This is a genomic window from Gracilibacillus alcaliphilus (assembly GCF_016909015.1).
In the GTDB taxonomy this organism is placed as follows: domain Bacteria; phylum Bacillota; class Bacilli; order Bacillales; family Amphibacillaceae; genus Gracilibacillus; species Gracilibacillus alcaliphilus.
Window position 1 is genome coordinate 15,562 of record NZ_JAFBFA010000025.1, and the last position, 25,039, is coordinate 40,600.

The following is a 25,039-nucleotide window of genomic DNA, read 5'->3' on the forward strand; positions in this document are numbered from 1 at the left end:
AATTATAAGGGGGCGTGTTTTTTGAAACAGAATTTGATTCCTTATAGTATGCAAATTGCTATGTTAAAACAACTGCTAACCCGTAAATTGATTACTGAGAAAGAATATTACATGGTTAAAAATAAATTAATGAAAGAATATGGTGTTATTTCTGATATTACAAGCTGAATTGTGTTTCTATTGGCGATACATTTTGTATGGGAGTTATCATATTTCCAATCATTCGATTTTTTGATGTTAGAAGATTTAAGGATGTTCAAATTGAACTTCAATAATATAATCGGTCTAGATTCTAGAGCAATGAGGATTTTTTTAACAAAGGAATACATGACAAAACACCTCTCGAACCGAACATTCGAGAGATGTTTCGCTCTTATTTGTTTACAATGCGATTGTACGTATTAACAGTTAATACATAATAGACTGCATAGATGATAACAAAGAAGACTATAGCCATTAGAATAGGGAAGATAAGATTGATTCCAATTAGATTAGAAATAAAGTTGCTAGTAAAGTACAATGTCACACAACTATGCAATATTCCTACGGTTAGTGGCAATCCGAACACAAATAATGACTGTCTTTTGATTGATTTACGTATATCCTTTTTATTGACACCGATTTTTCTAAGGATTTCATAGTGTCCTTTCGCCTCATTCGCTTCTGTTAACTGTTTGAAATAAATGATACTTCCACTTGCCGCTAAAAATACAAGTCCCAAAAAACCAAAAATAAAGAGAGTAATTGCGTTTCCTTCTTTACCTTGCTTATACTCAGTATAAAATGATGAAGAAACTTGAAAATCGTTTCCAACCAGTTTATTTACTTTCTTTGAAGTGGCTTGTGCCGTTACTTCATTTTCCACTTCATATACTTTATAAGTTAATGGAGCCTCTTTTTTGGCTATCTCAGCAAACATTTCGTTACTGACTACGAGAAAGAAATCGGGATAATCGAAAGGTAGCACATTACTTTCAACCATATGAACAAATGGCAGTTCGCTGCTTCCTTGAGGCAATTGAATCGTTATATTTTCTCCTTTAAAAACCGACTTCGTATATTCAGTAAACCTTGGCTGGATTACTGCTGCTTGATTTCTTGATAGTAAGACTGTTTCATCCTTATTTAAAGCATTCGCTGCTTTATTAAATGTACTTTCTGAGATTAATTGCACAGGATTTATGTCATAATCCAGTTGAAATGAGAGTATTCCTTTTACCTGAATGACGGGTATGTCTAGTTGGGCTTTTATTGGATGTCGATGATCTGCTTTTATTATTCTCTCCACCTGCGAATCAAATTCTGGACCTTTTGACAAATGCGAATAACTGAACGGAACAACTTCCTCAGCTCTTTTTTCGTTGCTGTAATACCCACTGTAAGTTGCACCTAAGAAACAGATCGTAGCAGCACTCAACAATGCAATGACTGTAAAGGTACGTGCATTCCCTCTAATACGAAACAGTAAACGAGATGTTTCAATTATTCTAGTTCCTCTGTAATAACGCGACTTATTTTTTTGTGATAATCTTAATAAATAGACCGTTACAGATCGAAAAAATAAATGGGTGCCAATGACGAGAGCAACAAAAGCAATACCATAATTTTTTATTAAATATTCCGTAGTAAATTCGTCAGGAAATGGTTTTAATATCAGCCAGTAACTAACGACAAGAAATATAACTCCGATAACAGCCGTAATAAGTGAAACCTTTGGAATTTGTTCTCCTTTTTTCTCATCATAGAATAATTCGATTAATGTAAAACGATAAATCAAACGGTAACCTTGAACGGAAGTGAATAAAATAATGACCATAAAGACTATGACTGTTTGGGTAATCGCTAGAATAGAAATACCGAAGTCCACCTCGGCAATTGAACCCATAAGTTTTATTAAAATCATTGCAAATAATTTGGAAAGTAAGGTTCCAAGAATAATTCCAATAACTATTGCAATGATTCCCATAATCAAATTTTCATAAAACAACATTTTTGCAATGGTTTTCTTGCGTAAACCAAGTATGGCGTACAATCCGACTTCTTTCTTCCTTTTTCTTGTGAAGAATGAATTGGAGTACAAAATAAAGATTGCTACGAATAAAATTAAGATAATTGATGATACCCCAAACATGAAACTCATTGTATCCGACAATTCAATGCTTTCCTGAATTTTTTCGCTATATTGCAAGGAAGTGAACGTATAATAAATAACCATGCTGAAGACGAGTGTAACAAAATAGACAAAATAATTATTGAAATTACCTTTAATATTTTTCCTTGCTAAACTAAATAACGTCATTTGCCCCACCCCCCAGTGCGGATAGAACATCCAATACCTTGTTGAAAAATTCTTTGCGGGATCTTTTCCCTTTTACAAGTTCTGTGAAGATTTTACCGTCTTTAATAAATAGGACGCGATTACAATAACTTGCCGCATAAGCATCATGGGTAACCATTAAAATTGTTGCCTTGTCTTGTTCATTAAGATCCTTTAAACTTTCTAATAAGTCTGTTGCTGATTTCGAATCCAACGCACCTGTTGGTTCATCTGCCAATATTAGGTTTGGCTTTGAAATAATCGCGCGTGATGCTGCCGTGCGTTGCTTTTGTCCCCCAGAAATTTGATACGGGTACTTATTTAAAATGTCGCGAATGCCAAACTTATCTGCCACTTCATCTGCTCTTCGTTCCAATTCCTTAACGTTCAATTTTGCCAAGGCTAACGGCAAGATAATATTTTCTTTCACAGTTAGAGTATCTAATAAATTATAGTCTTGGAAAAGGAAACCAAGTTTGTCACGGCGAAAGGCAGATAATTGCTCTTCATTCATCTTTGTCAAATTGATTCCGTCAACCACGATGTCACCAGCAGTCGGCTCGTCAATTGTTGCCAATATATTTAGTAAAGTTGATTTACCAGCACCCGAGGGACCCATAATACCGACGAATTCACCTTCCATGACGGTTAAGTCTATATCCTCCAAAGCTGAAAATACATTTCCCTTTGCACCATAGACTTTTTTTATTTGTTTTGCTTCGACAATAGTTTTCATATTTAAATCCTCCATTCAGAGTTGTTTTGTTTTACGTTTTTATTTTACAATAGGTGCCCTTTATATAAACTTACAGCTTGATCTCGTAACCTTACATTTTCGTCACATTGATAAAAAATATGTTTAAACACGATATTTTCTTTGTATGTTGGTCGATATTCAATTAATATGATGTTAAAGAAGGATGATTGTTTGGAGGGAAGAGGAATGAAAATCATGATTGTGGAAGATGATTTGACCATTCGTGATATGGTAGGGGAAACATTAGAAAAGTGGGGTTTTGAAACCGTTAAGATCGAAGACTTTGACCAAATCATGCAGGTATTTCTTAATCATGATCCTCACCTAGTCATCATGGATATCAATTTGCCATCGTTTGACGGATTTTACTGGTGTAATAAAATCAGAGAAATTTCAAAGGTCCCTATGATCTTTCTCTCTTCCCGTGATACACCAATGGATATAGTGATGTCGATAAACATGGGAGGAGATGATTATATTCAAAAACCTTTCCATATGGATGTATTGATTGCAAAAATTAATGCACTCCTCCGCAGAACGTATTCCTACATGGAAACACAGTCTAAGACAATCGAACATGATGGAATTATATTAAACCTTGAGAACGGAGAGGCCTTACATGGAGATCGAAAGTCGGAACTCACGAAAACAGAATTTCTTATTTTGAAAATCCTGATGAAAAATAAAGGAACCATCGTCAGTCGTACGAAAATGATGCGTAGCCTTTGGAAGAATGAAAATTTCGTAGACGAAAATACATTGACGGTTAATATTGCTCGTCTGCGTAAAAAGCTTGCTGAACTTGGAAAAGAACACTTCATTATGACTAAGAAAGGACAAGGTTATATTATCCAATGAGTTTCTTTCAATATCTAAAAGATAAACGGAATTTCTTTATATTAAACGTGATCATTATGTTCTTTGTTTCTTTGATGACGATTGTGAGCACAGATTCCAGAAACACTGTAAGTAATATCGTATATACCAATGTGGTTATCTTTTTTATTGTAGCTATATACGTAATCATCGAATACTATTACAATAGAGAATTTTATCGGGAATTAAATGATTTGGTTGAAAGTAATCATGAAGAATTTCTCGCAACTCTGCCTAAACCGCGAAACGATGAACAACTGTTATATCTTGAGTTATTAAAAAAAGTAAATAGTGTGCATGGCGATCAATTACAAAAGTTGTATAACGAAAAAATGGATCATCAAGATTTTATTACATCTTGGATTCATGAAGTCAAGGTTCCGATTGCGGCAGGTCGCTTGCTTATGGAAAACAGTAATGGAAGAACTGTTGAATACCTTGTGGACAAGTTTGAAGATGAGTTGGATAGAATCGAAAATTACGTGGAGCAGGCTCTTTATTATTCTCGCATTGATTCTTTTTCCAAAGATTATTTTATTTCCGAGGTAGTGTTGGATCAAGTTGCTAAAAACAGTGTAAAGAAATTTGCCAAATCTTTTATTAACAAGCAAATTCGTTTTCATATGGACAATATTGAACAGGTTGTCCATACCGACAGTAAATGGCTTGGTTTTATTATGGATCAAGTTTTTTCAAATTCTTTAAAATATACAGGTGAAGGCGGGGAAATCTCCGTACAATTTGAGGAAGATCTAAAAGAAAAGCGGCTACAGATTCAAGATACAGGCATTGGAATTAAGCCAGAGGATATCAGCCGCGTATTTGAAAAAGGATTTACAGGATCTATTGGGAGAAGTCATGCCAAATCTACCGGTTTAGGTCTCTACCTTGCAAAAGAAATGGCTCTTAAATTAGGACATGACCTTTCCATTCATTCAGAAGATGGGAAATATACGAAGGTCATCATCCACTTTCCAAAAATCAGAAATTATTATCATCTATAAGTATAATGGTGGGGTTAAAGAAATTGGTTAATCGGAAAATAGTATCAAATTAAAGGTGTTCAAGTAGAATAATGTTTATCGTAAGGCTTAAGAAATATTAAATAATATAGCCAATAGTAAGTGCATTAATTGATAAAAAAATAAGTACTTGAAAATAGCTATAACCAGGTTTTTATTATATTTTAATCGAACTTTTCAAAATTAATACCACGATAAATCAACGTTATATGTCCTCTTTTTATCTCCAGTTCCAAGTATGGGAAATATTATCCATGGTTTTAACATGCATATGCAATGACTTTTGAAAATCAATTGAGGCTCAAACACTTTATTTAAGATTTTTATTTGGTTATATTTTTATGGGGTAATCGGAAAATAGTGTAGAAAGAGGGTTAAAAATAACCCTCCTCCATTGCTTTAGTCAGTGGTGAAAAGTCAGCACCATAGATTTCTTCATAAACCCATTCATAGCCTATTTGACCCCAATTCGGGAATTGATCAGGTAACAATTTTATGAAAGTAGCTTCAACTTCTTTGAATTTCTTTTTCTTTTGGGTATTCGGATTATAGTGTTGAAAAACCCTATTAAATAAATTAATGTTCATAGCACTGTAAATCGTATAATTGGATCTACGCCAATATTCTGGACACAAAATAGATGGTGGATTGGACAGAGCTCCATTTCATAAGAGTGGGTTGGTCTATGTCGCTTGACATGGAGCCTCTATGGGCATGGGTGTCTTGCGAAGGGCGAAAGGGTCAAACAATCCTTTCGCAGGCGGACGAGCCTAACATGCCCCCCTCCATGTAAAGCGCCGTGCTCAGACATGATGCAGTGACTTAGCCGCCACCCGGATTTCATCTTCAACCTGTTGTGGGGTCTTATATTGAAGGCTGCCATGCATTCGCTTTCGATTATACCAGCCTTCAATGTATTGGAAGAGATGAATCTTTGCAGAGGCGTAATCCAGATAAGTTACGTGATGTATTTCTTCCTTCTTCAAAATAGCATGGAAGGATTCAATACAGGCGTTATCGTACGGGCAGCCCTTTCGACTGAATGATTGTCTGATCTTTTTTGACTCAGCCTCTTCCATGAAAGCCTCACTCGTATATTGGGAACCCAAGTCACTGTGCAGAATTAACTCCTCTGGTGGTAGCTGCGTGGCATAGGCGTTATCCAATGCTTTAATCACCAGGTCTGTTGTCATTGTACAAGAAAAGGAATAGCCTACGATTTTCTTTGAATGCAGGTCCATCACAGAAGCAAGGTAGCACCAGCCATCCTTTAATGTATGGATATACGTAATATCGGCCACCCATTTTTCATTGATGGTGGTCGTAGAAAAGTCCCTGGCCAGGATATTCTCGCGTTCGATAACTGTTTCTTTGCTTGGTGTTGGCCGATATTTTTTAATGACGATGGAACGGATGCCCTCTTTTTTCATCAGTCTCTGTACACGTTTCAGACTTACTCTATATCCTTCCGCACAGAGATATTGGTGAATTTTTGGGGCTCCATAACGCCCTTTGCTTTCTTCGTGGATCTCTTTGATCCTTTTTGGCAGCTCCTTGTTTTCCCGCTCACGCTTGGATTCGGTTTCTTGGAGTGTTAGGTAGTAGGAGCTTCGCGGCAATTCCAAGACTTCGCACATAGTTTGGATGGGATGTTGGTCTTTATGTTGATCAATCACGGAAGCTACTGCAGATTGGCTTACCTTTTCGCGAATATGGCCATAGCCTTTTTTAAGATTTCATTTTCTTCCTGCAGCCGGCGAAGCTCCTTTTGAATCTTGGTATAGTCATCCGCCGTTGCCACGGTTCCATCTTCAAATTTGACGGGAGAAAACTTTTTGACCCAATTATAAATGGAGACATCAGATACGCCATATTCGCTGGTTAATTGCTTGACTGGAGTGCCAGATTGATATAATTCCACAACCATCCTTTTGAAATCTTCATTAAATTTATTTTGGTTTTTATTATGGCCTTTCATTGGACACACCTCTTCTTAATCTTATTCCTCAAAAATTATGAAACTAACTAGGATGTGTCCATGAAAATATACTAGCACCACATGTTTGGGGTGGGAAAAAGAAAAAAGACCATTATCTTGAACAAAACGTTTGAATCATTTCCAGAAATATTTCATTTCCCTAAACCCTACATCCCAAAGCTTTTCATTCCCCTTAACGATTATCGTAATCTTACTTGCACGTTCAAGTGGAATTTCAAACATTTGTGGAAACAATTCCGGATAATTCAGTTGCTCCGTTCCAGAGCCGGATAATACCTCACGACCATCGACTAAAACTTGTATACTTCCATCACTATCCATTAAGTCCGGTATTCCATAATAAAATGAAAAAATAATCTCCTTCTTGGACGTATAAGTGTAGGTTTCACTTCCTTTGCCTTTGGCGCCAAATATATTATATCCAGGTTCGACGTTTTGACCGCTAACTTTAAAGCTGTACGGTTTTGTTCCCGCTGTTGTATGCCCGGAACTATTTTTCAGTTCATTTAAAGCTATAAAGGGACCCTCTGCTTTGGTGAACGTTTTCTCCACAATTCCGCAAATTGCTAATACCCCGATTAGAATAACAATACACGTGATACCGGTAATAGCCATATTTAGCCAAAAGTTTTTTGTTCGATACCCTAGTTTGTACGCTCCGAATCCGATGCTTGCGCCTAGAGAGTTTTGAATGGCATCGTTAATATCAAAGCTTCCGAGCAAAGTTAGTGCCTGTATGGTTTCGATCACGAGAATAGACAGGAAGAACAATGAAAAGAAACGAATAAACTTCACACGGAATAACAATGGAATCAATATGCCGAATGGAATAAAGGCTGCCACATTTCCTAGATCTACGAAATCCATCAGAGTAGGATGCAGAAAATCAGAAATCTTTGGCAAATGGTAGAACTCAATCGGAAAAAAAATAAAGGTGACCCCAGTCGTGCTTGCAGATGCACCTATTCTGCCGAAAGCGAAAAAAATAAAATATAGTATCAAAATAGTATAAAGAATAGTTACGGTAAAAATAACTGTACGTTTTTGTGGCAATGTTATTTTGCCCTTGGCAGTCATATAAAAACACCTCCTGAAACAGTGTATCAAAAGTCATGTTTAAAATACATGATTTACTATAACCGTTACAGATATCAATGGAACCTGATGACCCCTATTCAATACAGAGATCACCTTCTTAAGTCTGCCTAGCTTTTTTATGATTGTCCTTTACAAAGGGTACAGTCTAAAGAAGGAATGGCTCCTTTTTTGTGGAAATAATCGCACCTCTGGTTGTCTATCCGCTTCGTGGACAGGATTATCCTCCACACCGACTAAATTTTTTTACGGTCAATTCCACAAATTTATTGACAGACCTGTTTTAGGACCATTTTGCACAGTGGCAAATCGTGCAGGAGTGACCCTGCCACCTTTTCTAAAGAGTTGATTCATAAATGGTAATGAGGAGTATTTCATAGTACTGGAATCACTTTCTTCAAGTAGCTTGGCCTTATAAAAGTGTCTTTTACAAAGGGTACATTATAAATTTAAAGTCCTCTTTATAAATATATTTAGAATTTGAATCAAACGTTGTTCTTATGCCATTCTTCTCGATTTAATTCTCCGTTTATTGCGGCTGCGGATACAGCTCCTGAAGCAGCTGCAACAATAGATTGGTGCAAGTGTGTAGTTGCATCCCCAGCTGCATAAACACCAGGTACACTTGTTTTTCCAAACTCATCGACTTCAATTATTCCAGTATCCAACATCCGGCAACCAAGTGCGACAGGTAATTCCGATCCAAGTACCAATTCTGCCTTGAAGAAAATTCCTGTGCATGGAATTTCTGTTCCATCCTCAAGCTTAACATGCCTTACCATGCCTTGATTTGATTGGATGGAATGAATTGGTGAATGAAATAACGGGATATTATGCGCACGCAATTCTTCACGTTCTGCTTCACTTAATTCATTGGGACCATTTGTACAAACTACAAACTGCTTTGTCCACCCGTAAATCAATGGGACAAAATGCATTAGCGCTGCTCCTCTGTTTATGACAACTAATTGCTGATCTCTTAGTTCCCAGCCATCACAATACGGGCATACAAATGCGCTCTTACCATAGACCTCCGCCAACCCTGGTATGCCAAGATCGCGATCCTTCATTCCGATAGCAAACAACAGTTTTCTAGTGGCTATCTTCAACCCTGAAGCAGTTTCCAACAAAAATTGACCATCTTCACCTTCTATCAACTCGATAGTATCTTCCAAATGTGAAACTGACGGATAAGTGTGAAGCTGCGATTTAGCAATATTTCTAAATTCATGTGGGCTAATGCCATCACGTGTTAAAAAGGCATGAGCCTCTCTAGTCACTGCATTACGCGGTTGCCCCTCATCGATAATCAACGTCTTCTTCCTAGCCCGTCCTAGTATAAGTCCAGCGCTTAAACCAGCAGGACCTCCTCCAATAATAACAACATCAACTTCCTTCATGATTAACTCCCTTCCTCTTATTAGTTTAACTTTCCAAATGTGTATACGCCCAATAATTACTCTGTACATCTCATATGTAGTTAAGACCTAACCAGTACTACTGAAATACTGTATTCTCACTCTGCTACGATGTTACATGTTGGCATCACCTCCTTACATAAGAACTTATCCACTAGCTCATTCGACTTTTAAATAATTTGCACATCTTTGAAACATCATCGATAGGCGCTGATTTTACTCTGTATATAGATTTTTCAGTCATAAATCCCTAGTAAAATTCGATGACAGTCAGCGATATGAATATGCAGACTACGTACAGAAACTCTTCCTTAACTTTCGATCTCTTTCCTATAATCTTCCGGGGACATCGTTTCACAATACCGGATTAAAAATCGCTGTATCTTGAATCAACTTATACGGTCCTTTTATACATGTTCATTTTTGGATTCTCCTAATTTTTTATTATAATTTCATTAAAGACTATAGAGACACTTATTATCTATAATTGGTTGAAAGAATATGTGCTAGAAAACGATGTTCATTTCCCGCACAAGATCGGACATTTTTTTATTTCTCAAATGCTCTTCCATTTTTTCCTCTGCTTCCAATACTACTCTTTGAATCGGACAATCTGGTCCGTGATCGAAACTACAATCAAACAAAGAGGCAGATCCCTCAATCGCATGAATAATGTCAAGAAACGAAATATCCTCCCAATTTCGTTTCAGTCTGTATCCACCATTCACTCCTGTTATGGATTCAATCATACCAGCCTTTACTAGCTTGGTCAGTATCTTGGACAGATAAGTTGGTGACACCTTTTGCTTCTCAGCAAGCAGCTGAACGCCCACAGGTTTATCCGGAGTCGCTGCAGTAAGAAAAAGCATCGTATGTAGAGCATAATCTGTAGCCTTTGAAAACTTCATTCATCATCACCCTAATTAAGGATTTTATTTATCTATAATAACTTGAATGTTGTTAAACTCCAAGTATAATGCATGGGCTATTATATTATAGCAGCTAGTCGAACTTCTTGAAAATGCTCTAATCGTGACTATAAAACCCCATTTCTCTCGTTATGAATGGTAATGCTTCTCTTATATATTATTATGCAGACACATTACTACGATATTGTCAATCTATGCCCCCAACTTAATATAACAGCTTATAACCTATCCTTCTTTCTAATAATAGCTTGTAGAAATATTCTTTTAGTTCTTTTTTATAATTATTTATATATTTGGTTTGAAGGCTTCAATGATTTTCATACATTGTGAATTAAGTAGAGTTTTGGAATTTATTATTTGAAATAACAATTCTACGATGTAAACTCGATTTGTCTTTTCTGCTTATTTCATTCTAGCCTTGACTTTTATTAAATAGTCTATCAAATTTCAAGTAATGTAACATGTACTTTGCAAGTGTTATGATTGCAAAAATCAACATTAAAATTATTGTGATGGAAGCGCCTGGTGGTGTACCCAATTCATAAGAAGTGACTAAACCACTTAACATGCCGACAAGTGCAATGACCATTTCATTTAATATGACACCGTAGAAGCTTTTGCTTAAACGAAGCGATATAGCTGCAGGTAAAATGATAATGGCTGAGACAAGTAAAGCCCCGACAATCGGCATTATTACTGCTATTGTGACCCCTGTTAACACATTAAACAAAATCGACATCGTTTTAATAGGCAGGCCAGCTTTAAAAGCTGTTTCCTCATCAAATGTAAGAACATACATAGGTTTTCGATATATTAAATATAATAATCCGATAATTATCGTTAATCCTAGTAACATCCATATTTGTTTTGTGAATAGTAACAATTGAACCGAATAGAAATTGTGTTACACTTAATGTAATTCCACCAGCACTTATTTCCATCAGGACAAGCGCTACTGCCATTCCGACAGACATTAATATGGCAATCGAAATTTCAGAATATGTGCGATAAATTTGACGCAAAAATGCAAGCAGAGTTGCGATAATGATTACCACGAGAATATTGGTACATGTCGGATTGATGCCAATTAACAGACCAAGCGCTACCCCAGATAACGAGACATGGGATAAAGTATCTGCCATTAGTGATTGCCTACGCAATACCAAAAACAATCCTAATATTGGAGTGATTAATGAGATTAAAAATGAAGCTTGGAAAGCTCTTTGCATCAATCCATAGAAAAACATCTCCAAGGTGAGTCCTCCTTCCGTATCAACTCAATGTGTTTATTAGCGTAGTGACGAATCTCTTCATGATCGTGTGTAACCATTAAGATACCCTTGTCATGCTCTGTACTATTGTGCTTCAATAATTTATAAAATTCATTACGTGAACGTACATCCATTCCAATTGTAGGTTCATCTAATATAAACAAATCTGGATCTGTTGAGAACACACGAGCAATTGATATCCGCTGCTTTTATCCACCTGATAATTCCCCTATCTTTTTATGATGCATCTCCCACATTCCCACTGATTCAAGGGAACGACGAACATGCCCTTTATCTTCTTTATCTAACCTTTTAAACCATTTGCCTCTTTGAAAACGCCCTGACTGCACCAGTTCTAGTACAGTGCTCGGGAGATAGATGAGCTTGTTCAGCAATGTCTTTGATCGTGATGTCATCCAGCAGATGGGCTTCCATGTATTCGATTGTCTTTTGTAATGATTCTACCAGTGCCATATGGTTCACTCCTTTAATGGCATGTTACCTTATTAACTTCTCTAAATCCTGTCATTTTGCGCTCGATCCAGACAGTTGCCTTTACGTAATAAATCATACCAACATAAACCAAACGAATTAGTTAATTTTCATAACCTGTTAGCACAGCAAGTAGTCGATATTTTCTATATCTTTTTTTCAACTCATACCTTAACAATACATTGCCAGAATCAGAGGGAATACCCCGACCTCTCCGCTACTCAAATATGGGACTGGCTAAAGGAGCACGATCCGGAAATTGAAGTTGGGGAAAATACGGTAAGAAGCCGCATCCGGCCGCTGCGAAAGATGTACGGGAGCCCAAAGGAGGTGCAACAAAGGCAGTATGAAGCCGTTCCCAATCCCCCCCCAATGGAACAAGAATCATGAATCCACTTTTCTAAAACTCATTTTTTGAAAGCATCGCAGTCAACAGATTCTTGATAGTTGATTCATTGCTTCATATTCTTTGTTTGATAACTCTAAAAGAATATCAGAAGCCTGATTTAGGAATAGTAATTCATGAGTCTCTCCAGCCTTATTAATAAGCTTAGATACCTCCTCCCACATAGGTGCGATTTTAGTAAATAGAATATATCCATTTTGTAAAGGAGTATAATCAACTATACTCAAACATTCTTTTAAGAAATCTCTATACATATTTCTAAATAGGGATTCTCCAGTTCCCCCTCGATGGCAGGATTCATGCCCTGCAAATTAGTACCGCAAGCAGTATTCGCTCAGTACAGGAAAATAGTAAGAGACTGGTCACAGGGAAATTACAAGCAGCTGCTTACAACCGAATCGACGATCAGACGGAAGCACTTACTTCTATGATTGGCGAACATCAGGTAGATTATCGGTTTTTCATTGGCTTTAAGCTCCTGTTAAATGAGGAAGAAGTCAATATGAAGTCGATGGGAAAATCTGTTGCTACTTCCCTTTCTGCCTTTATTCGTGACGTGAATCATCACCTCATGGGAGATTTTGTTTCCATGCCTCATGATGAAATGAGACGTTTCTCTAAAATGGAATCTTTATTACAAAACAAAATAGCTAGACGTTTTAAGATCCGCCCTTTAAATAAAAATGATTTTGGCTATCTGATTGAACATCTTCATGGGCAATCAGACATTGCTTATGAGGAATATAATTATGCCCTCCCTCTAAAGAAGTTAAAAAAGGAAACGTTAGTGAAGCGTTATGACTTGATTAAACCAACTCGTTGTTTGATTGTGGAAAACCAACGTTATTTAAAAATCGAACAGGAAGAACAGACTACTTATGTTGCCTATTTTACGATCAATTCCATTGTAGGTGATTTGGAGTTTCCTTCAGATGAAATCTTTTATTATCAACAACAACAATTCACCTTCCCGATTGATACGTCGATGAATGTGGAAATTGTAACGAATAAAAAAGCGTTAACTACTGTTCGCAATAAGAAAAAGGAATTGAAAGACTTGGACAATCATGCATGGGAATCGGATAACGAGACAGGCAGCAATGTATTGGAAGCTTTAGAACAAGTCAATGAGCTGGAAGATGTCCTCGACCAAACAAAAGAATCCATGTACAAGTTAAGCTATGTCATTCGGGTATCTGCTTCTAGCTTGGATGAACTCAACCAACGCTGTAATGAAGTGAAAGATTTTTACGACGACTTAAACGTGAAACTTATTCGCCCATTTGGCGATATGTTGGGCTTACATGGTGAATTTATTCCTGCCAGCAAGCGTTATATCAATGATTATGTACAGTATGTGACCTCTGATTTTCTTGCAGGACTTGGGTTTGGAGCCACACAAATGCTAGGAGAAACAGAAGGGATTTATTTCGGCTATAATTTAGACACTGGAAGAAATGTGTACCTCAATCCAAGCTTAGCCAGTCAAGGGGTGAAAGGTTCGGTCACCAATGCATTAGCTTCTGCATTCTTAGGTTCACTTGGTGGCGGGAAATCATTCTCTAACAACTTACTCGTCTATTATGCCGTCCTATTTGGTGGTCAAGCCTTAATTGTTGACCCAAAAGCAGAACGTGGAAATTGGAAAGAAGCCTTATCAGATATCGCAGAAGAAATTAATATCGTTAACCTTACTAGCGAAGAATCAAACAAGGGATTGCTTGATCCTTACGTCATTATGAAAAACAAAAAGGATTCAGAAAGCTTAGCGATTGATATTTTGACCTTTCTTACAGGCATATCTAGTCGGGATGGCGAAAAGTTTCCAGTCTTACGAAAAGCCATTCGAGCCGTTAGCCAGCAAGAAGAACGTGGCTTGTTTCTCGTTATCCAAGAACTAAGGAGTGACCCGAATCCACTTGCGGCTACCATTGCTGACCATATCGAAAGCTTTACGGACTATGATTTTGCCCATCTTCTCTTTTCAGATGGAACAGTAGAACATTCTATCAGTCTAGAAAAGCAATTAAATATTATTCAAGTGGCAGATTTAGTCTTACCAGACGCAGAAACCAGTTTTGAAGAATACACCACCATGGAATTATTGAGTGTTGCCATGTTGATTATTATTTCTACTTTTGCCCTGGACTTTATCCACTCTGACCGAAGCATTTTTAAGATCGTTGACCTTGACGAAGCATGGACGTTTCTGCAAGTAGCACAAGGGAAAACATTGTCTAATAAGCTGGTGCGTGCAGGTCGTGCCATGAATGCTGGGGTATACTTTGTTACCCAGAATGCGGCAGATTTAACCGATGAAAAGCTAAAAAATAATATTGGTGTGAAGTTTGCTTTTCGTTCTAGGGATATTAATGAAATCAAAAAGACATTAGAATTCTTTGGAGTGGATAAAGAAGATGAAGGAAATCAGAAAAGACTTCGTGAACTAGAAAATGGCCAATGTTTGATTCAAGATTTATATGGGCGTGTGGGAATTATTCAAGTCCATCCTGTTTTCGAAGATTTATTTGATGCATTCGATACTCGACCACCTACAAATGAAAAAAAGACGAGGTGACGATGTGAACAAACAAAAATGGAAAAAGATTATCCTAACGGCGGTACTCATTGGTGCTGCCGTTTTTCTATGTCTTCTCTTACTTGGTACATTCGCCCAAGCTGCCGGCTTAGTCGACGATACCGTATCCGAAGATAACCTCTATTCCCTTTATCCGCTTGACCATTATCAATTAGATTTTTATGTCGATTCGGGTTGGGATTGGTTACCTTGGAACTGGGATGATGGCATAGGTAAACAAGTCATGTATGGGTTGTATACGATCACCAATTTTATTTGGATTATCAATTTATATCTTTCCAATGCGACAGGCTATTTGGTGCAGCAGGCTTATTCCTTAGACTTTATTTCTGAAACAGCGAACGCTATCGGGAAAAACATGCAAACATTAGCTGGAATCACCCAAAAAGGATTTGGAACAGAAGGCTTTTATGTTGGTTTCCTGCTTCTATTTGTATTAGTGTTGGGAATTTATGTGACCTACACAGGTTTAATGAAACGAGAAACGACAAAAGCGATACGAGCCATGACCAATTTTCTAGTGGTGTTTATCGTATCGGCTGCCTTTATTGCGTTTGCCCCAACGTATATTACGAAAATTAATGACTTTTCAGCAGATATTAGTAAGGCGGCATTGGATTTAGGAAGTAAAATCCTTATGCCAAGCTCCAATAGTCAAGGAAAGGATAGTGTTGATCTGATCCGTAACAATCTCTTTTCGATTCAGATAGAACAGCCTTGGCTCTTATTGCAGTTTGATAACTCGGATAAAGAAGCGATTGGAGAAGAACGTGTTGAAAATCTGGTGTCCATCAGTCCTGACACCAACAATGGAGAAGACCGAGAAGAAGTAGTCAAGGCGGAAATTGAAGATTACGACAATAAGAATTTGACGATTACCAAGACCACTACCCGTTTAGGGATGGTCTTCTTTTTATTTCTGTTTAATATCGGGATTTCCATATTCGTGTTTCTCTTGTCAGGGATGATGATTTTCTCACAAATTCTGTTTATTATTTTTGCGACGTTTCTACCGATCAGCTTTTTACTATCGATGATTCCTAGCTTTGAAAATATGGGGAAACAAGCGATTTTAAAACTGTTTAATGTGATTATGTTACGGGCTGGAATCACACTTGTTATTACGATTGCCTTTAGTATTTCTTCCATGTTGTACAGCTTAACGAACACCTATCCATTTTTCTTGATTGCCTTTCTGCAAATTGTCACCTTCGCAGGCATTTATATGAAACTTGGTGACATTATGGGTATGTTTCGATTGCAAAGTAACGACAGTCAACAAGTCGGCCGGAGTGTTATGCGTCGCCCGAAACAAATGGCGTATCGCAGTGGTCGCAGGTTACAGCGTTCGATTGGGCGTACGTTGACAGGATTAACCACTGGGACAACAGTCGGAAAAATGATGAGTAAGTCAGGAAAAACACAAAACTCTTTCTCTCTTCGTCGTCCTATACAAAGCCTAAGCACTATGAGGACAAGCAAACAAGAGAAACCCAATCAGGAGAGAAAATCACTTAGTCAAAAGATCGGACAAACGACTGGAAAAGTGTTAGACACGAAAAATCGTGTACGTGCGAATATCCAGCATAGAAAGCAACAAGTCAAAGATTTACCAACTACAGCAACGTATGCAGTAGCACAAGGAAAGGAGCACTTGAAACGTCCTGTCAAAGACTTTAAAGCAGGCATAGTACAAGCGAAAAAACAGCGACAGCGTGAACATACAGAACGGACAGCGAAACATCGGCAGACAGTTGTAGAAAAGCGGCAGGTATTGGATAGACAGCAAAAGAAACAAATGCCTACCACGCTTTCCAAACCAAAACGTATGTTACAGAAAGAGCCTACTACTGTTTTAAAAAATACAAACCAGCCGAACAGTCTAAAAGAAAATAGGATTCCTGATGACAGAAAAAGAAGACGATTCGTCAAGCACCAAACGATTGCAGAAAAGCGACAAGCATTAGATAGACAGCGAAAAAAACAAATGTCTACCGCCTTTTCCAATCAAAGGGGTGTTGTACCCAAAAAGCCTATCATTTCAACGACACAGAAAGTTCAATCAGCAGAAAAAAACATGCCTGCTCATAGAAAAGCTAGACGTGTGTTGGTTCAAACCGAAGGCAAACAAGCGGTCTTTCAGCCAGACAGGAAGGTTTACCGTTCTTATAGAGACACAAAGCAGCAAGGTCGGCACTCACATCCTGTCCGATTTACCAAACAAACTCCAAAATCAGAGCAACAATCGGTGATCAAACGCCCTCCTCGAAAGCAGACACAGCAAAAATCAATACCTCCACGTCAGAAAAGAATGGTTAGGAGGAAACGATGATGATATTTTTACGATTAAAAAGCCTGTTGACTGTTGGTGGTATAGGATTTTTGGCATTTTTAGGGTTACTTGCTTTTGTGGCTATCTTTATATCTGATGAAACAGGAGATTTCGATTCTTCCATGGATTTAGGTTCACCAGATTATCTTCAACATATCGCTCTATCAGAAGATGTATTAGCCCATCAACCGATGGTGGAAAAATACGCAAATAAATATGGTATTAGCGACTATGTTCCGGTATTGCTTGCGATTATTGCAGTAGAAAGTGGCGGGAATGCAGTAGACGTTATGCAAAGTAGTGAATCACTGGGATTACCACCTAACACCTTAGATACAGAAGCGTCCATTGAACAAGGAACAAAATATTTTGCGGAGTTAATAAAGTCAGCAAAAACAAAAGGTGTTGATGATAAAACTATCATGCAAGCCTATAATTACGGTGGCGGTTTTATTGATTATGTCGCAGGTCGAGGGAAAACCTATTCTTTTGAACTGGCGCAAAATTTTGCGAAAGAACGATCGGGCGGAAAGAAAGTTACCTACTCTAATCCCGTTGCATTAGAGAAAAATGGAGGTTGGAGATTTGGCTATGGCAATATGTTTTATATCGATTTGTTGCAGCTTTACCTTCGTGTGCCATCCTTTGATGATGACACCTTTCAATTAGTTATGGAAGAAGCCTTAAGATATGAAAATTACCCTTATGTTTTTGGGGGGAGCAATCCGAATACCTCTTTTGATTGCAGCGGATTAACACAATGGGTTTATCGCAAGGCTGGGATTAACTTACCTCGAACCGCTCAACAGCAATATGACGCAACGGAACACATTCCTTTATCGGAAGCAAAACCGGGTGATTTAGTGTTTTTCCATTCTACGTATAACACCGCCAATTATGTAACTCACCTCGGCATATATGTTGGAAATAATCAAATGTATCATGCGGGTTCACCAATTGGCTATGCCGATTTAACTTCTTCTTACTGGCAAGCACATTTTGTCGGAGCAGGACGTATCAAAAACTAAGGAAAGGTTGGGATAGCATGAAGCTACCTTTTAGTAAAAAAGAAAAACAGACACAGCCAAAGAAATTAAAAAAGGTAAAAGTGAGAACCATTGGAAAGCATAAAAAGTCGGTTCTTTTTTTGTGGATTCTATTAATCAGCAGTCTTGCCTTTGGAATCTATAAAAACTTTACAGCAATTGATCAGCATACCATTCATGAAACAAAAGTCATTGAAGAGCATATGCAGGACACAAGCGCTATGGAGAGTTTTACGAAAGATTTTGTGAAAGACTATTATACGTGGGTAAATAACACAGAAGCATTGGAAGAACGAACCGATAAGCTTCAGCGCTATTTAACAGAAGAATTGCAAGTCTTAAACGTTGACATGGTTCGAGAAGATATTCCGACCAGTTCCAGTGTAAAAGATATAAGTATTTGGTCGATTACAGAAGAAACAGAAGCTACTTTCTCGGTCGTCTACTCTGTACAACAACAGATTAAGGAAGACAAGGAGAGCAAGTTAACAAATTCAACTTATCGCATAGCACTTCATCAGGACGAACAAGGGAACCTTGTTATTACCCAAAATCCTACCTTATGGAGTAAGCCCGAGAAAGCAACCTATACACCTGAACAAAGAAAAAATAACGGTACGGTAGATTCTTCAACGATGGAAGAAGTCACTTTATTTTTAGAAACGTTCTTTGCTTCTTATCCTACTGCAACAGATCAAGAACTGGCTTATTATGTAGAAAACAATGCCCTCCCACCTATTGAAAAAGATTATACGTTTTCTGAACTTGTTAATCCAGTCTTTCAAGAACAAGATAATCAAATAAAGGTGTGGGTGACGGTAAAGTATTTGGAGGAGGTGACAAAAGCGACACAGCTTTCTCAATACGAGCTCATCCTAGAAAAAGATACAAATTGGATGATTGTCGAATAAGAAAACTTCATGGAGCTTCCAAGTAAAACCATCACTATTTGTTTGATTAGCATAGAACAAGTAGTGATGGCTTCTTCTAAAAGCTATTGTCCATCTTCTTCAATACGAAACAGTTCATTCATATCTTTAATATTTAGTGTATTCACGATTTTATCTAAATGATCTAATTGTATTCGTTGTCGTCTATTATTTGTTAGTGCACTAAGCGTATCATGTCGAATACCAGTTTTAATGTGTAATTGAGTAACAGACACGTTATCGGGTGTCACTAGTCATGTTATTCCAAAATTAGGAAAATGACGTGCGTTTTGATTAAGTAACTACTTTGTAGATTTGCATGTTCATAATTATCTGGAAAAACCAATATGACAGTATAAGACAAAATAGAGGCTGTTTATATAATCTAGAAGGTAAGTAAGATCGAAAAAACATCTGCTTTATCTAAATGCTGAGCGATGTCTTAAGACACTGCTTTTTTCTTGAAATACAAAATATATTCAATAATTAACACAAGAATAATAGATAGTCCAAACAATGGCATCAACATACCAAGTACTATTAACATCAATATAACAGAAATAGAAACTGGTTTGTTAACTCTTTTGGGGAGTATTTTAGGAAAGCTTTTGGTACGTTTGATCCAAGATACAAAACCAATTACGATAGTACCCAAAAATGCAATACAGACCAATAGGTTCATTATTTTATTTGGCAAACCAAATAAATGACCCTCATGTAATGGAATGCCCCAAGTAAACCATTTACCAATGATACCATACTCTTCATAATCCACTTTTCCTAGCTTTTCGCCGCTATATTGATCATAATAAACGGTTGTTTCTTCATCTGGTGAAACATCCAGCCCAGTGACACCTGAATTACTCCCTTTAGATACAGTGAATACGCCTTTTTCATCTGATGGATATACAATAGAAAACGGCTTAGAAATACCCTCTTCTTGAGCGATACTACTAATTTCATCAACTGTTATTTGGTTAGGTAAATTAGTAACTGAACCTAGTGTGCCATGATGATCAGCATGTCCTTTATGTTCATCATTATCAGACATTGGTTCTTTTTTACTTCTAGTCGCCCAAGGAATCTCATTAACGTCTGAATTAGGTGGATTATAACGTAACTCTGTACGTCCTAAATTTGGATAATCTTCTCCCAACTTACTAATATGACTTCCCATGAATGCTGACCATGGAAGACCAGTTAATACAATAACAAACAATGGTATGGCTAGAATTAATCCTAATAAAGCATGCCATTTTTGAAATCTTAATTTCTTATTTTTATTCGTAATGAGTTTCTTTTTAACTAACATATAAGTTCCAGAAACAATCATGAAAATAGTCCAACATGCAGTTAACTCTACCAGATAGTTAATAAATGTGTTTTCCGTAAATAGTGAACTATGTACGTTTCTCATTACATTAGAATAAGTATATTTAGTTTCTTGGCTAGCAACTATTTGATTGTTTTCATCTAAAAAGATATACTGTTGATTCCCATCTTCATTACTAATTGTTACTCTATCATTATAAGGTTCTTCCATAATACTAATCTTGTTTATACTGTAACCATTATACGTTTCCTCAATCTCTTTAACGGCTTGTTTAAGTGTTTGTTGTTCAGTTTCTTCACTTTTACCAAAAAATTCATGTTGATATATTTTATTTTCCACATCAGTGAAAAAAAGATACCCGATACCTGATAAAGTTAACGTAAGTAATAATGGAGTGATAAACAATGCTGCATAAAAATGAAACCTTTGTAAAGGATTATAGGTATTTTTCAAATTAAGTTACACTCCTTTTTATTCTTTTATAAACATCTTTGGCTCATATACATATAAGCACGTTTTATCGCAGTGTAACTGGCTAGGACTGCGATTACTCGCTCCATCGAAGAGCTTTTGTAAGACTCCTGCTTCAAGCAATAAGGGATCTCGTCATTTCTAAGTGGGAGATCCAACAGCAAGTAACGGCCCGATTAGTTGAACTTTATTTTTCTTGAATAGAATTGCAATAAAGCTGTTGAAATGTTTCATATAAACCGGTATCACGGTACTGATTAATTGGAGTTTTACTAATCACCTCACCTTCACTAAGAAACAAAACTTCATCAGCAATTTGTTCAGCAATATGAAGGTCATGAGTTGAAAAGATAATTGTTTGTCCATTTTTTTTAGCTTGTAGCATAAGATCGCAAAATTGTTTCACCCAATATGGGTCTAATCCGTTCGTCGGCTCATCCAAGATAAGTATATTTGGATTTGCCAAGAGTGCTTGAGCTAACAAAAGACGTTGATTCATTCCTTTTGAGAAGTTACCTACCTTCTCATTTAATTTATCAAGGAGACCCACTTCTTCTAATGTTTCTTCGTATCTTGTCTTACCAATGCTTTTGATTTTTGAATAAAAGTGAATCGTTTCTTTTGTTGTCATTGACTTTTGAAACTGAAAATCATCAGGCATATAACCAAATTGCTTTAAAAATAGCTGTTTATGTTTTTTTCTATTCAGTCCATTGATTGTTACATGTCCTGTCGTTGGTTTAATCAACCCCACAATCAAGCGGATAAGTGTACTTTTACCTGCCCCGTTACCGCCACATAAAGCAAGTATCTTCCCACTGGAAAGGTGATAATCGAGAGGCAGCAGTAATTGCTTTTTCTTGTTACGTTTCGATAAACCTTGTATATCAACTGCTATGTCACACTGTTCCATTATATTCACCTCTGCTCCAGATAAAACCACCAATAAATACGGATAGGAGTATCCAACTTAAAATTATTGCCGAAAAAATAAGTAATCCATTGTTACTCGTTGCCCATGTAATCCACTGATAATAGTCTGGACCAAAAGCTGAACCAGCTCCCATTTTCATAATGGAAAAAACACGAACAAATTCTGCAGGATTTAAAAGGGTCAGCGCTTGTAAGATAGGTTGAACTAATTTATACGATGGTAAATGACTGAGTGTACTAATCATTAACAATGGCCAAATCATAATGGTCAAAAACCATACTGTTATTCCCAGGACAAGTGATTGCCAACGATTCTTCACAATGGAACCGATGAGTAGAGCGATACTTAAATAAACCAACGCTAAAACAATAGAGAATAGTAAAAAGAAAGTTAACGTACTCATACTTAATCTTTGTCCAAATACTAGGGTGATAGTTCCAGCAAGTCCAAAACTAAAAAAGAGCATAGCTACAAGGATAACAGCTAGACCGAGCCATTTTCCCCATAAAAACGTATAGACGGAGATTGGATAGGTAGAAAGTAATCCCCACTGACCATCTTCTTTTTCACTGGTTACTGAAAATCCCCCAAGTAACAGGGTAATTAACGGTAATAAATATAAAGTCATGTTTATTACCGTTCCAGTCATATCATTATATCCTTCGACAGTTCCAACACCTGATTGTAACAATAATATAGCAATTGTAAATATATTCAAAAGGATTAAAAAGGCATAGGTCCAAGAGTTTCTGAATCCTAGTTTTATTTCTCTCTTCGCTACTGTTAGGATATGCAACATGTTATCACCTTTATCTTATCATTCTGCTTCGTGATTATTGTCTTCTCCATGACCATGTTCATTGTCGTGCTCACCTTCGTGATCGCTGTCTTCTCCATGACCATGTTCTCCTTCATTGTCGTGTCCATCTCCATGATTGTGTCCACCTTCGTGATCATGCTTCAGCATTTTCCATTCGTGATCGTATAAATCAGTAGCACTTAAGAGTTCGCCAAAGCCATTTTCTTCTATATATTCTTCTGCTTCTTGACTATCTTTAAATGAAATGACGCCAAATCCCATCGGTGTACTGATTTCCTCATCATGAACAAACGTTGCATCCTCAAGTTGAATCCATTCCCTCGTATGAAAGTCGCGTACAAATTTTGCTCCAATATCGTCTTCCCCGTTTTCCTCTAACCACACAAACATATCGCCTATATCATCATACTTTAATGATTTTTCATTTTTCAATATAATCTGTGTTGCATGCTCATCATCTGCAATAGCCATTCCACATACGACACAAACATCTTTATCTGGATCAATAGGTTCTGGTTCATACGCTAACTCAGTAGCTTCCGCTGATTCTGTATCTTCAGCCTCCGTATTTTCTCCTTCGTCTGTATTATCGTTATCCCCACATGCAGCTAAAATCAACGTAAACATTGTTAAAAACGTAAATAATAAACTAAACTTTTTCATTCTTTCTTACCCCCAAATAAATAATAAATATACTAATAATCAGTAAAGACATACAACATAAGAAAATAGTTCCTTGATTGACAGGTTGATTGTCTGAGGCAGCTAATGGATTTTCCATTAATGGAGACACATCAACGAGTTGTTGGTCGACAGGTGTAGAAATAAGTTGTTCAAGAAATACCATTCCGGGCGACTGAAATAATAATTGAAAAGGTGAATATTCACGTGTTATATTCAAGAAAAATGGATCAACGTTATATGTTAAGTCACTCGTTTGATTACCAGTTATATCTAAGCCAAGATGATCTCCCCAATAATTTTGATTCGTATTATTATCGGAGCTCTCCGTTGCTTGGCCTTGCACAACATTTGCTACAAATGAATTGTTAACAATATCATTATTTTCAGCCCTTTTAAATTGCATACCGATATAATTACCTTGTACCTTATTAAAGGCTAATTTATTGTCACTCGCACTTTCAATAAGAAATCCTATCCGGTTATTCACAATTGAATTTTCCGAGATGGTGGCTCCCGTCGTATCAAAAATATACAAGCCTAGCGATTGAATATTTTTCTGATTGTTTCTTAATATATTATGTTTCGCTACTGTTCCTTCGTCTCCCATAATATACATACCACTTATATTTTCAAACGATTCATTTTCCATAAGTTCAGTATTTTTTGTAAACATAAGATGAGTTCCATATCGAGAATGGGAGATAATATTACGATGGATTTTATTTTCATTACCTTTTTCAATATAAATACCATCTTGAACATATTTGATTTGTGTATCATAGATTTCATTATCATGCGATTCCCATAAGTCAATCCCATGCTTTCGGTTTTTTATTGATTCATTTTCATTTCCTACAATGCTAACATTTGATAGAATATTAGCATTCGCTTGACCTAACTGGATTCCGTAACTGTTTGTAAGAATATTGATTTCATTTAATACATTATCGTCACCATTTATTAAAATGGCAGGCGCCTTACTGTCAGTAGCTATATGCTTAACATTCAAATTTTCAATTATTACATTATTTGACTTGATGGTAATAGCAGGATTGGAACCTTTTTGTAGCAATGTTGCATTTTCGTCACCAACAAGATGAATAGGCTTGTCGATAACAATACTTTCCTCATATTCACCTTCACTCAGTTTAATAGTCTCGCTAACTTGTGATTCTTTCATTTGCTGTTGAATAGATTTTTCTTGTGCATTTACATAAACAGGAGAAAATAAGATCAACAGTAATCCGAATGCCACGATAATAAAATCTTTTCTAATACTAAACACCTCCTTTATAAGCCTGCAAGCTTC

20 protein-coding genes and 4 pseudogenes are annotated in these 25,039 nt (G+C 36.8%); 7 read left to right on the forward strand and 17 right to left on the reverse strand.

Going from position 1 to position 25,039, the window contains the following annotated elements; genetic code table 11:
• Window positions 1-21 precede the first annotated feature (21 nt).
• Complete coding sequence (locus tag JOD18_RS16305; RefSeq protein WP_091775827.1) at window positions 22-168, forward strand: SHOCT domain-containing protein; 147 nt, start codon at window positions 22-24, stop codon at window positions 166-168.
• Window positions 169-373: 205 nt separating this feature from the next.
• Here JOD18_RS16305 and JOD18_RS16310 read toward each other — a convergent pair whose 3' ends face one another.
• Window positions 374-2,299 (reverse strand): ABC transporter permease, encoded by a 1,926-nt coding sequence (locus JOD18_RS16310; protein ID WP_204670190.1) that lies wholly within the window; start codon window positions 2,297-2,299, stop codon window positions 374-376.
• A complete protein-coding gene (gene drcA, locus JOD18_RS16315; protein ID WP_018705605.1) occupies window positions 2,286-3,053 on the reverse strand; it encodes a daptomycin efflux ABC transporter ATP-binding protein DrcA in 768 nt (255 codons plus the stop codon). The genes JOD18_RS16310 and drcA overlap by 14 nt, the downstream gene beginning before the upstream one ends.
• A gap of 207 nt (window positions 3,054-3,260) precedes the next feature.
• Here drcA and drcR point away from each other — a divergent pair, with 207 nt between their 5' ends.
• A complete protein-coding gene (gene drcR / locus JOD18_RS16320; RefSeq protein WP_018705604.1) occupies window positions 3,261-3,932 on the forward strand; it encodes a daptomycin efflux response regulator transcription factor DrcR in 672 nt (223 codons plus the stop codon).
• On the forward strand, window positions 3,929-4,954 hold the full coding sequence (drcS, locus tag JOD18_RS16325) for a daptomycin efflux sensor histidine kinase DrcS (protein WP_077113179.1): 1,026 nt from the start codon (window positions 3,929-3,931) through the stop codon (window positions 4,952-4,954). Before drcR ends, drcS begins: the two co-directional genes overlap by 4 nt.
• Before the next feature lie 392 nt (window positions 4,955-5,346).
• On the opposite strand, the gene JOD18_RS16330 is transcribed toward drcS, so the two are convergent.
• From JOD18_RS16330 to JOD18_RS25035, 9 genes and pseudogenes are all read right to left on the reverse strand, one after another.
• Window positions 5,347-5,559, reverse strand: coding sequence for a hypothetical protein (locus JOD18_RS16330; RefSeq protein WP_033369738.1), 213 nt, complete (start codon window positions 5,557-5,559; stop codon window positions 5,347-5,349).
• Between the two features lie 216 nt (window positions 5,560-5,775).
• Window positions 5,776-6,950 (reverse strand): IS3 family transposase gene (locus tag JOD18_RS16335; RefSeq protein ID WP_142246032.1). Its coding sequence is split into 2 segments (ribosomal slippage): window positions 5,776-6,707 and window positions 6,707-6,950, totalling 1,176 coding nucleotides; the frame shifts between segments, so codons are not numbered across the junction.
• A gap of 135 nt (window positions 6,951-7,085) precedes the next feature.
• Window positions 7,086-8,048: a VanZ family protein gene (locus tag JOD18_RS16340; protein WP_204670191.1), complete on the reverse strand. Its 963-nt coding sequence runs from the start codon at window positions 8,046-8,048 to the stop codon at window positions 7,086-7,088.
• A gap of 503 nt (window positions 8,049-8,551) precedes the next feature.
• Window positions 8,552-9,466 carry an NAD(P)/FAD-dependent oxidoreductase gene (locus JOD18_RS16345; protein ID WP_018705598.1) on the reverse strand — a complete coding sequence of 305 codons (915 nt, stop codon included), beginning with the start codon at window positions 9,464-9,466 and terminating at the stop codon, window positions 8,552-8,554.
• 524 nt (window positions 9,467-9,990) lie between these two features.
• Complete coding sequence (locus tag JOD18_RS16350) at window positions 9,991-10,392, reverse strand: RrF2 family transcriptional regulator (RefSeq protein WP_018705597.1); 402 nt, start codon at window positions 10,390-10,392, stop codon at window positions 9,991-9,993.
• Between the two features lie 433 nt (window positions 10,393-10,825).
• Window positions 10,826-11,660, reverse strand: a pseudogene (locus JOD18_RS16355) (metal ABC transporter permease).
• Window positions 11,642-12,055: pseudogene (locus JOD18_RS24355) on the reverse strand (metal ABC transporter ATP-binding protein); the annotation flags it as partial. The pseudogenes JOD18_RS24355 and JOD18_RS16355, both read right to left, overlap by 19 nt.
• Window positions 11,997-12,158 carry a helix-turn-helix transcriptional regulator gene (locus tag JOD18_RS16360; RefSeq protein ID WP_018705595.1) on the reverse strand — a complete coding sequence of 54 codons (162 nt, stop codon included), beginning with the start codon at window positions 12,156-12,158 and terminating at the stop codon, window positions 11,997-11,999. The pseudogene JOD18_RS24355 and the gene JOD18_RS16360, both read right to left, overlap by 59 nt.
• A 447-nt stretch (window positions 12,159-12,605) precedes the next feature.
• Entirely contained in the window at window positions 12,606-12,836 is a 231-nt protein-coding gene (locus JOD18_RS25035; protein ID WP_204670192.1) for a DUF4872 domain-containing protein, read from the reverse strand.
• Between the two features lie 32 nt (window positions 12,837-12,868).
• On the opposite strand from JOD18_RS25035, the pseudogene tcpF reads away from it, so the two are divergent.
• The 4 genes and pseudogenes from tcpF to JOD18_RS16385 form a co-directional block, all read left to right on the forward strand.
• A pseudogene (gene tcpF / locus JOD18_RS16370) lies at window positions 12,869-15,160 on the forward strand (conjugal transfer ATPase TcpF); the annotation flags it as partial.
• Window positions 15,141-16,551, forward strand: a pseudogene (locus tag JOD18_RS25040) (CD3337/EF1877 family mobilome membrane protein); the annotation flags it as partial. The pseudogenes tcpF and JOD18_RS25040, both read left to right, overlap by 20 nt.
• 961 nt (window positions 16,552-17,512) lie before the next feature.
• Window positions 17,513-18,541 (forward strand): bifunctional lytic transglycosylase/C40 family peptidase, encoded by a 1,029-nt coding sequence (locus JOD18_RS16380; protein ID WP_204670236.1) that lies wholly within the window; start codon window positions 17,513-17,515, stop codon window positions 18,539-18,541.
• 17 nt (window positions 18,542-18,558) lie between these two features.
• Entirely contained in the window at window positions 18,559-19,470 is a 912-nt protein-coding gene (locus tag JOD18_RS16385) for a conjugal transfer protein (protein WP_204670194.1), read from the forward strand.
• A gap of 83 nt (window positions 19,471-19,553) precedes the next feature.
• Here JOD18_RS16385 and JOD18_RS24360 read toward each other — a convergent pair whose 3' ends face one another.
• From JOD18_RS24360 to JOD18_RS16415, 6 genes are all read right to left on the reverse strand, one after another.
• Window positions 19,554-19,739 carry a helix-turn-helix domain-containing protein gene (locus JOD18_RS24360; RefSeq protein WP_204670195.1) on the reverse strand — a complete coding sequence of 62 codons (186 nt, stop codon included), beginning with the start codon at window positions 19,737-19,739 and terminating at the stop codon, window positions 19,554-19,556.
• Window positions 19,740-19,930: 191 nt separating this feature from the next.
• Entirely contained in the window at window positions 19,931-21,274 is a 1,344-nt protein-coding gene (locus tag JOD18_RS16395; RefSeq protein ID WP_204670196.1) for a PepSY-associated TM helix domain-containing protein, read from the reverse strand.
• Between the two features lie 205 nt (window positions 21,275-21,479).
• Window positions 21,480-22,205, reverse strand: coding sequence for an ABC transporter ATP-binding protein (locus tag JOD18_RS16400; protein WP_204670197.1), 726 nt, complete (start codon window positions 22,203-22,205; stop codon window positions 21,480-21,482).
• Window positions 22,192-23,022, reverse strand: a complete 831-nt coding sequence (locus JOD18_RS16405) for an ABC transporter permease (protein WP_204670198.1) — start codon at window positions 23,020-23,022, stop codon at window positions 22,192-22,194. Before JOD18_RS16405 ends, JOD18_RS16400 begins: the two co-directional genes overlap by 14 nt.
• Window positions 23,023-23,043: 21 nt before the next feature.
• The gene (locus tag JOD18_RS16410) at window positions 23,044-23,709 is read right to left on the reverse strand and encodes a nitrous oxide reductase accessory protein NosL (protein WP_204670199.1); all 666 of its coding nucleotides are present in this window, start codon (window positions 23,707-23,709) and stop codon (window positions 23,044-23,046) included.
• Window positions 23,696-24,985 (reverse strand): NosD domain-containing protein, encoded by a 1,290-nt coding sequence (locus tag JOD18_RS16415; RefSeq protein ID WP_204670200.1) that lies wholly within the window; start codon window positions 24,983-24,985, stop codon window positions 23,696-23,698. The genes JOD18_RS16410 and JOD18_RS16415 overlap by 14 nt, the downstream gene beginning before the upstream one ends.
• Window positions 24,986-25,039: the final 54 nt, after the last annotated feature.

Bases quoted from the DNA above. Each gene is read 5' to 3' on its own strand.
- JOD18_RS16340 (WP_204670191.1), bottom strand. From the start codon at position 8,048: ATGACTGCCAAGGGCAAAATAACATTGCCACAAAAACGTACAGTTATT.
- JOD18_RS16310 (WP_204670190.1), bottom strand. From the start codon at position 2,299: ATGACGTTATTTAGTTTAGCAAGGAAAAATATTAAAGGTAATTTCAAT.
- drcA (WP_018705605.1), bottom strand. From the start codon at position 3,053: ATGAAAACTATTGTCGAAGCAAAACAAATAAAAAAAGTCTATGGTGCA.
- JOD18_RS16400 (WP_204670197.1), bottom strand. From the start codon at position 22,205: ATGGAACAGTGTGACATAGCAGTTGATATACAAGGTTTATCGAAACGT.
- JOD18_RS25035 (WP_204670192.1), bottom strand. From the start codon at position 12,836: ATGTATAGAGATTTCTTAAAAGAATGTTTGAGTATAGTTGATTATACT.
- JOD18_RS16410 (WP_204670199.1), bottom strand. From the start codon at position 23,709: ATGAAAAAGTTTAGTTTATTATTTACGTTTTTAACAATGTTTACGTTG.
- JOD18_RS16380 (WP_204670236.1), top strand. From the start codon at position 17,513: ATGATATTTTTACGATTAAAAAGCCTGTTGACTGTTGGTGGTATAGGA.
- JOD18_RS16330 (WP_033369738.1), bottom strand. From the start codon at position 5,559: ATGAACATTAATTTATTTAATAGGGTTTTTCAACACTATAATCCGAAT.
- JOD18_RS16345 (WP_018705598.1), bottom strand. From the start codon at position 9,466: ATGAAGGAAGTTGATGTTGTTATTATTGGAGGAGGTCCTGCTGGTTTA.
- drcS (WP_077113179.1), top strand. From the start codon at position 3,929: ATGAGTTTCTTTCAATATCTAAAAGATAAACGGAATTTCTTTATATTA.
- JOD18_RS16360 (WP_018705595.1), bottom strand. From the start codon at position 12,158: ATGGCACTGGTAGAATCATTACAAAAGACAATCGAATACATGGAAGCC.
- JOD18_RS16350 (WP_018705597.1), bottom strand. From the start codon at position 10,392: ATGAAGTTTTCAAAGGCTACAGATTATGCTCTACATACGATGCTTTTT.
- JOD18_RS16385 (WP_204670194.1), top strand. From the start codon at position 18,559: ATGAAGCTACCTTTTAGTAAAAAAGAAAAACAGACACAGCCAAAGAAA.
- drcR (WP_018705604.1), top strand. From the start codon at position 3,261: ATGAAAATCATGATTGTGGAAGATGATTTGACCATTCGTGATATGGTA.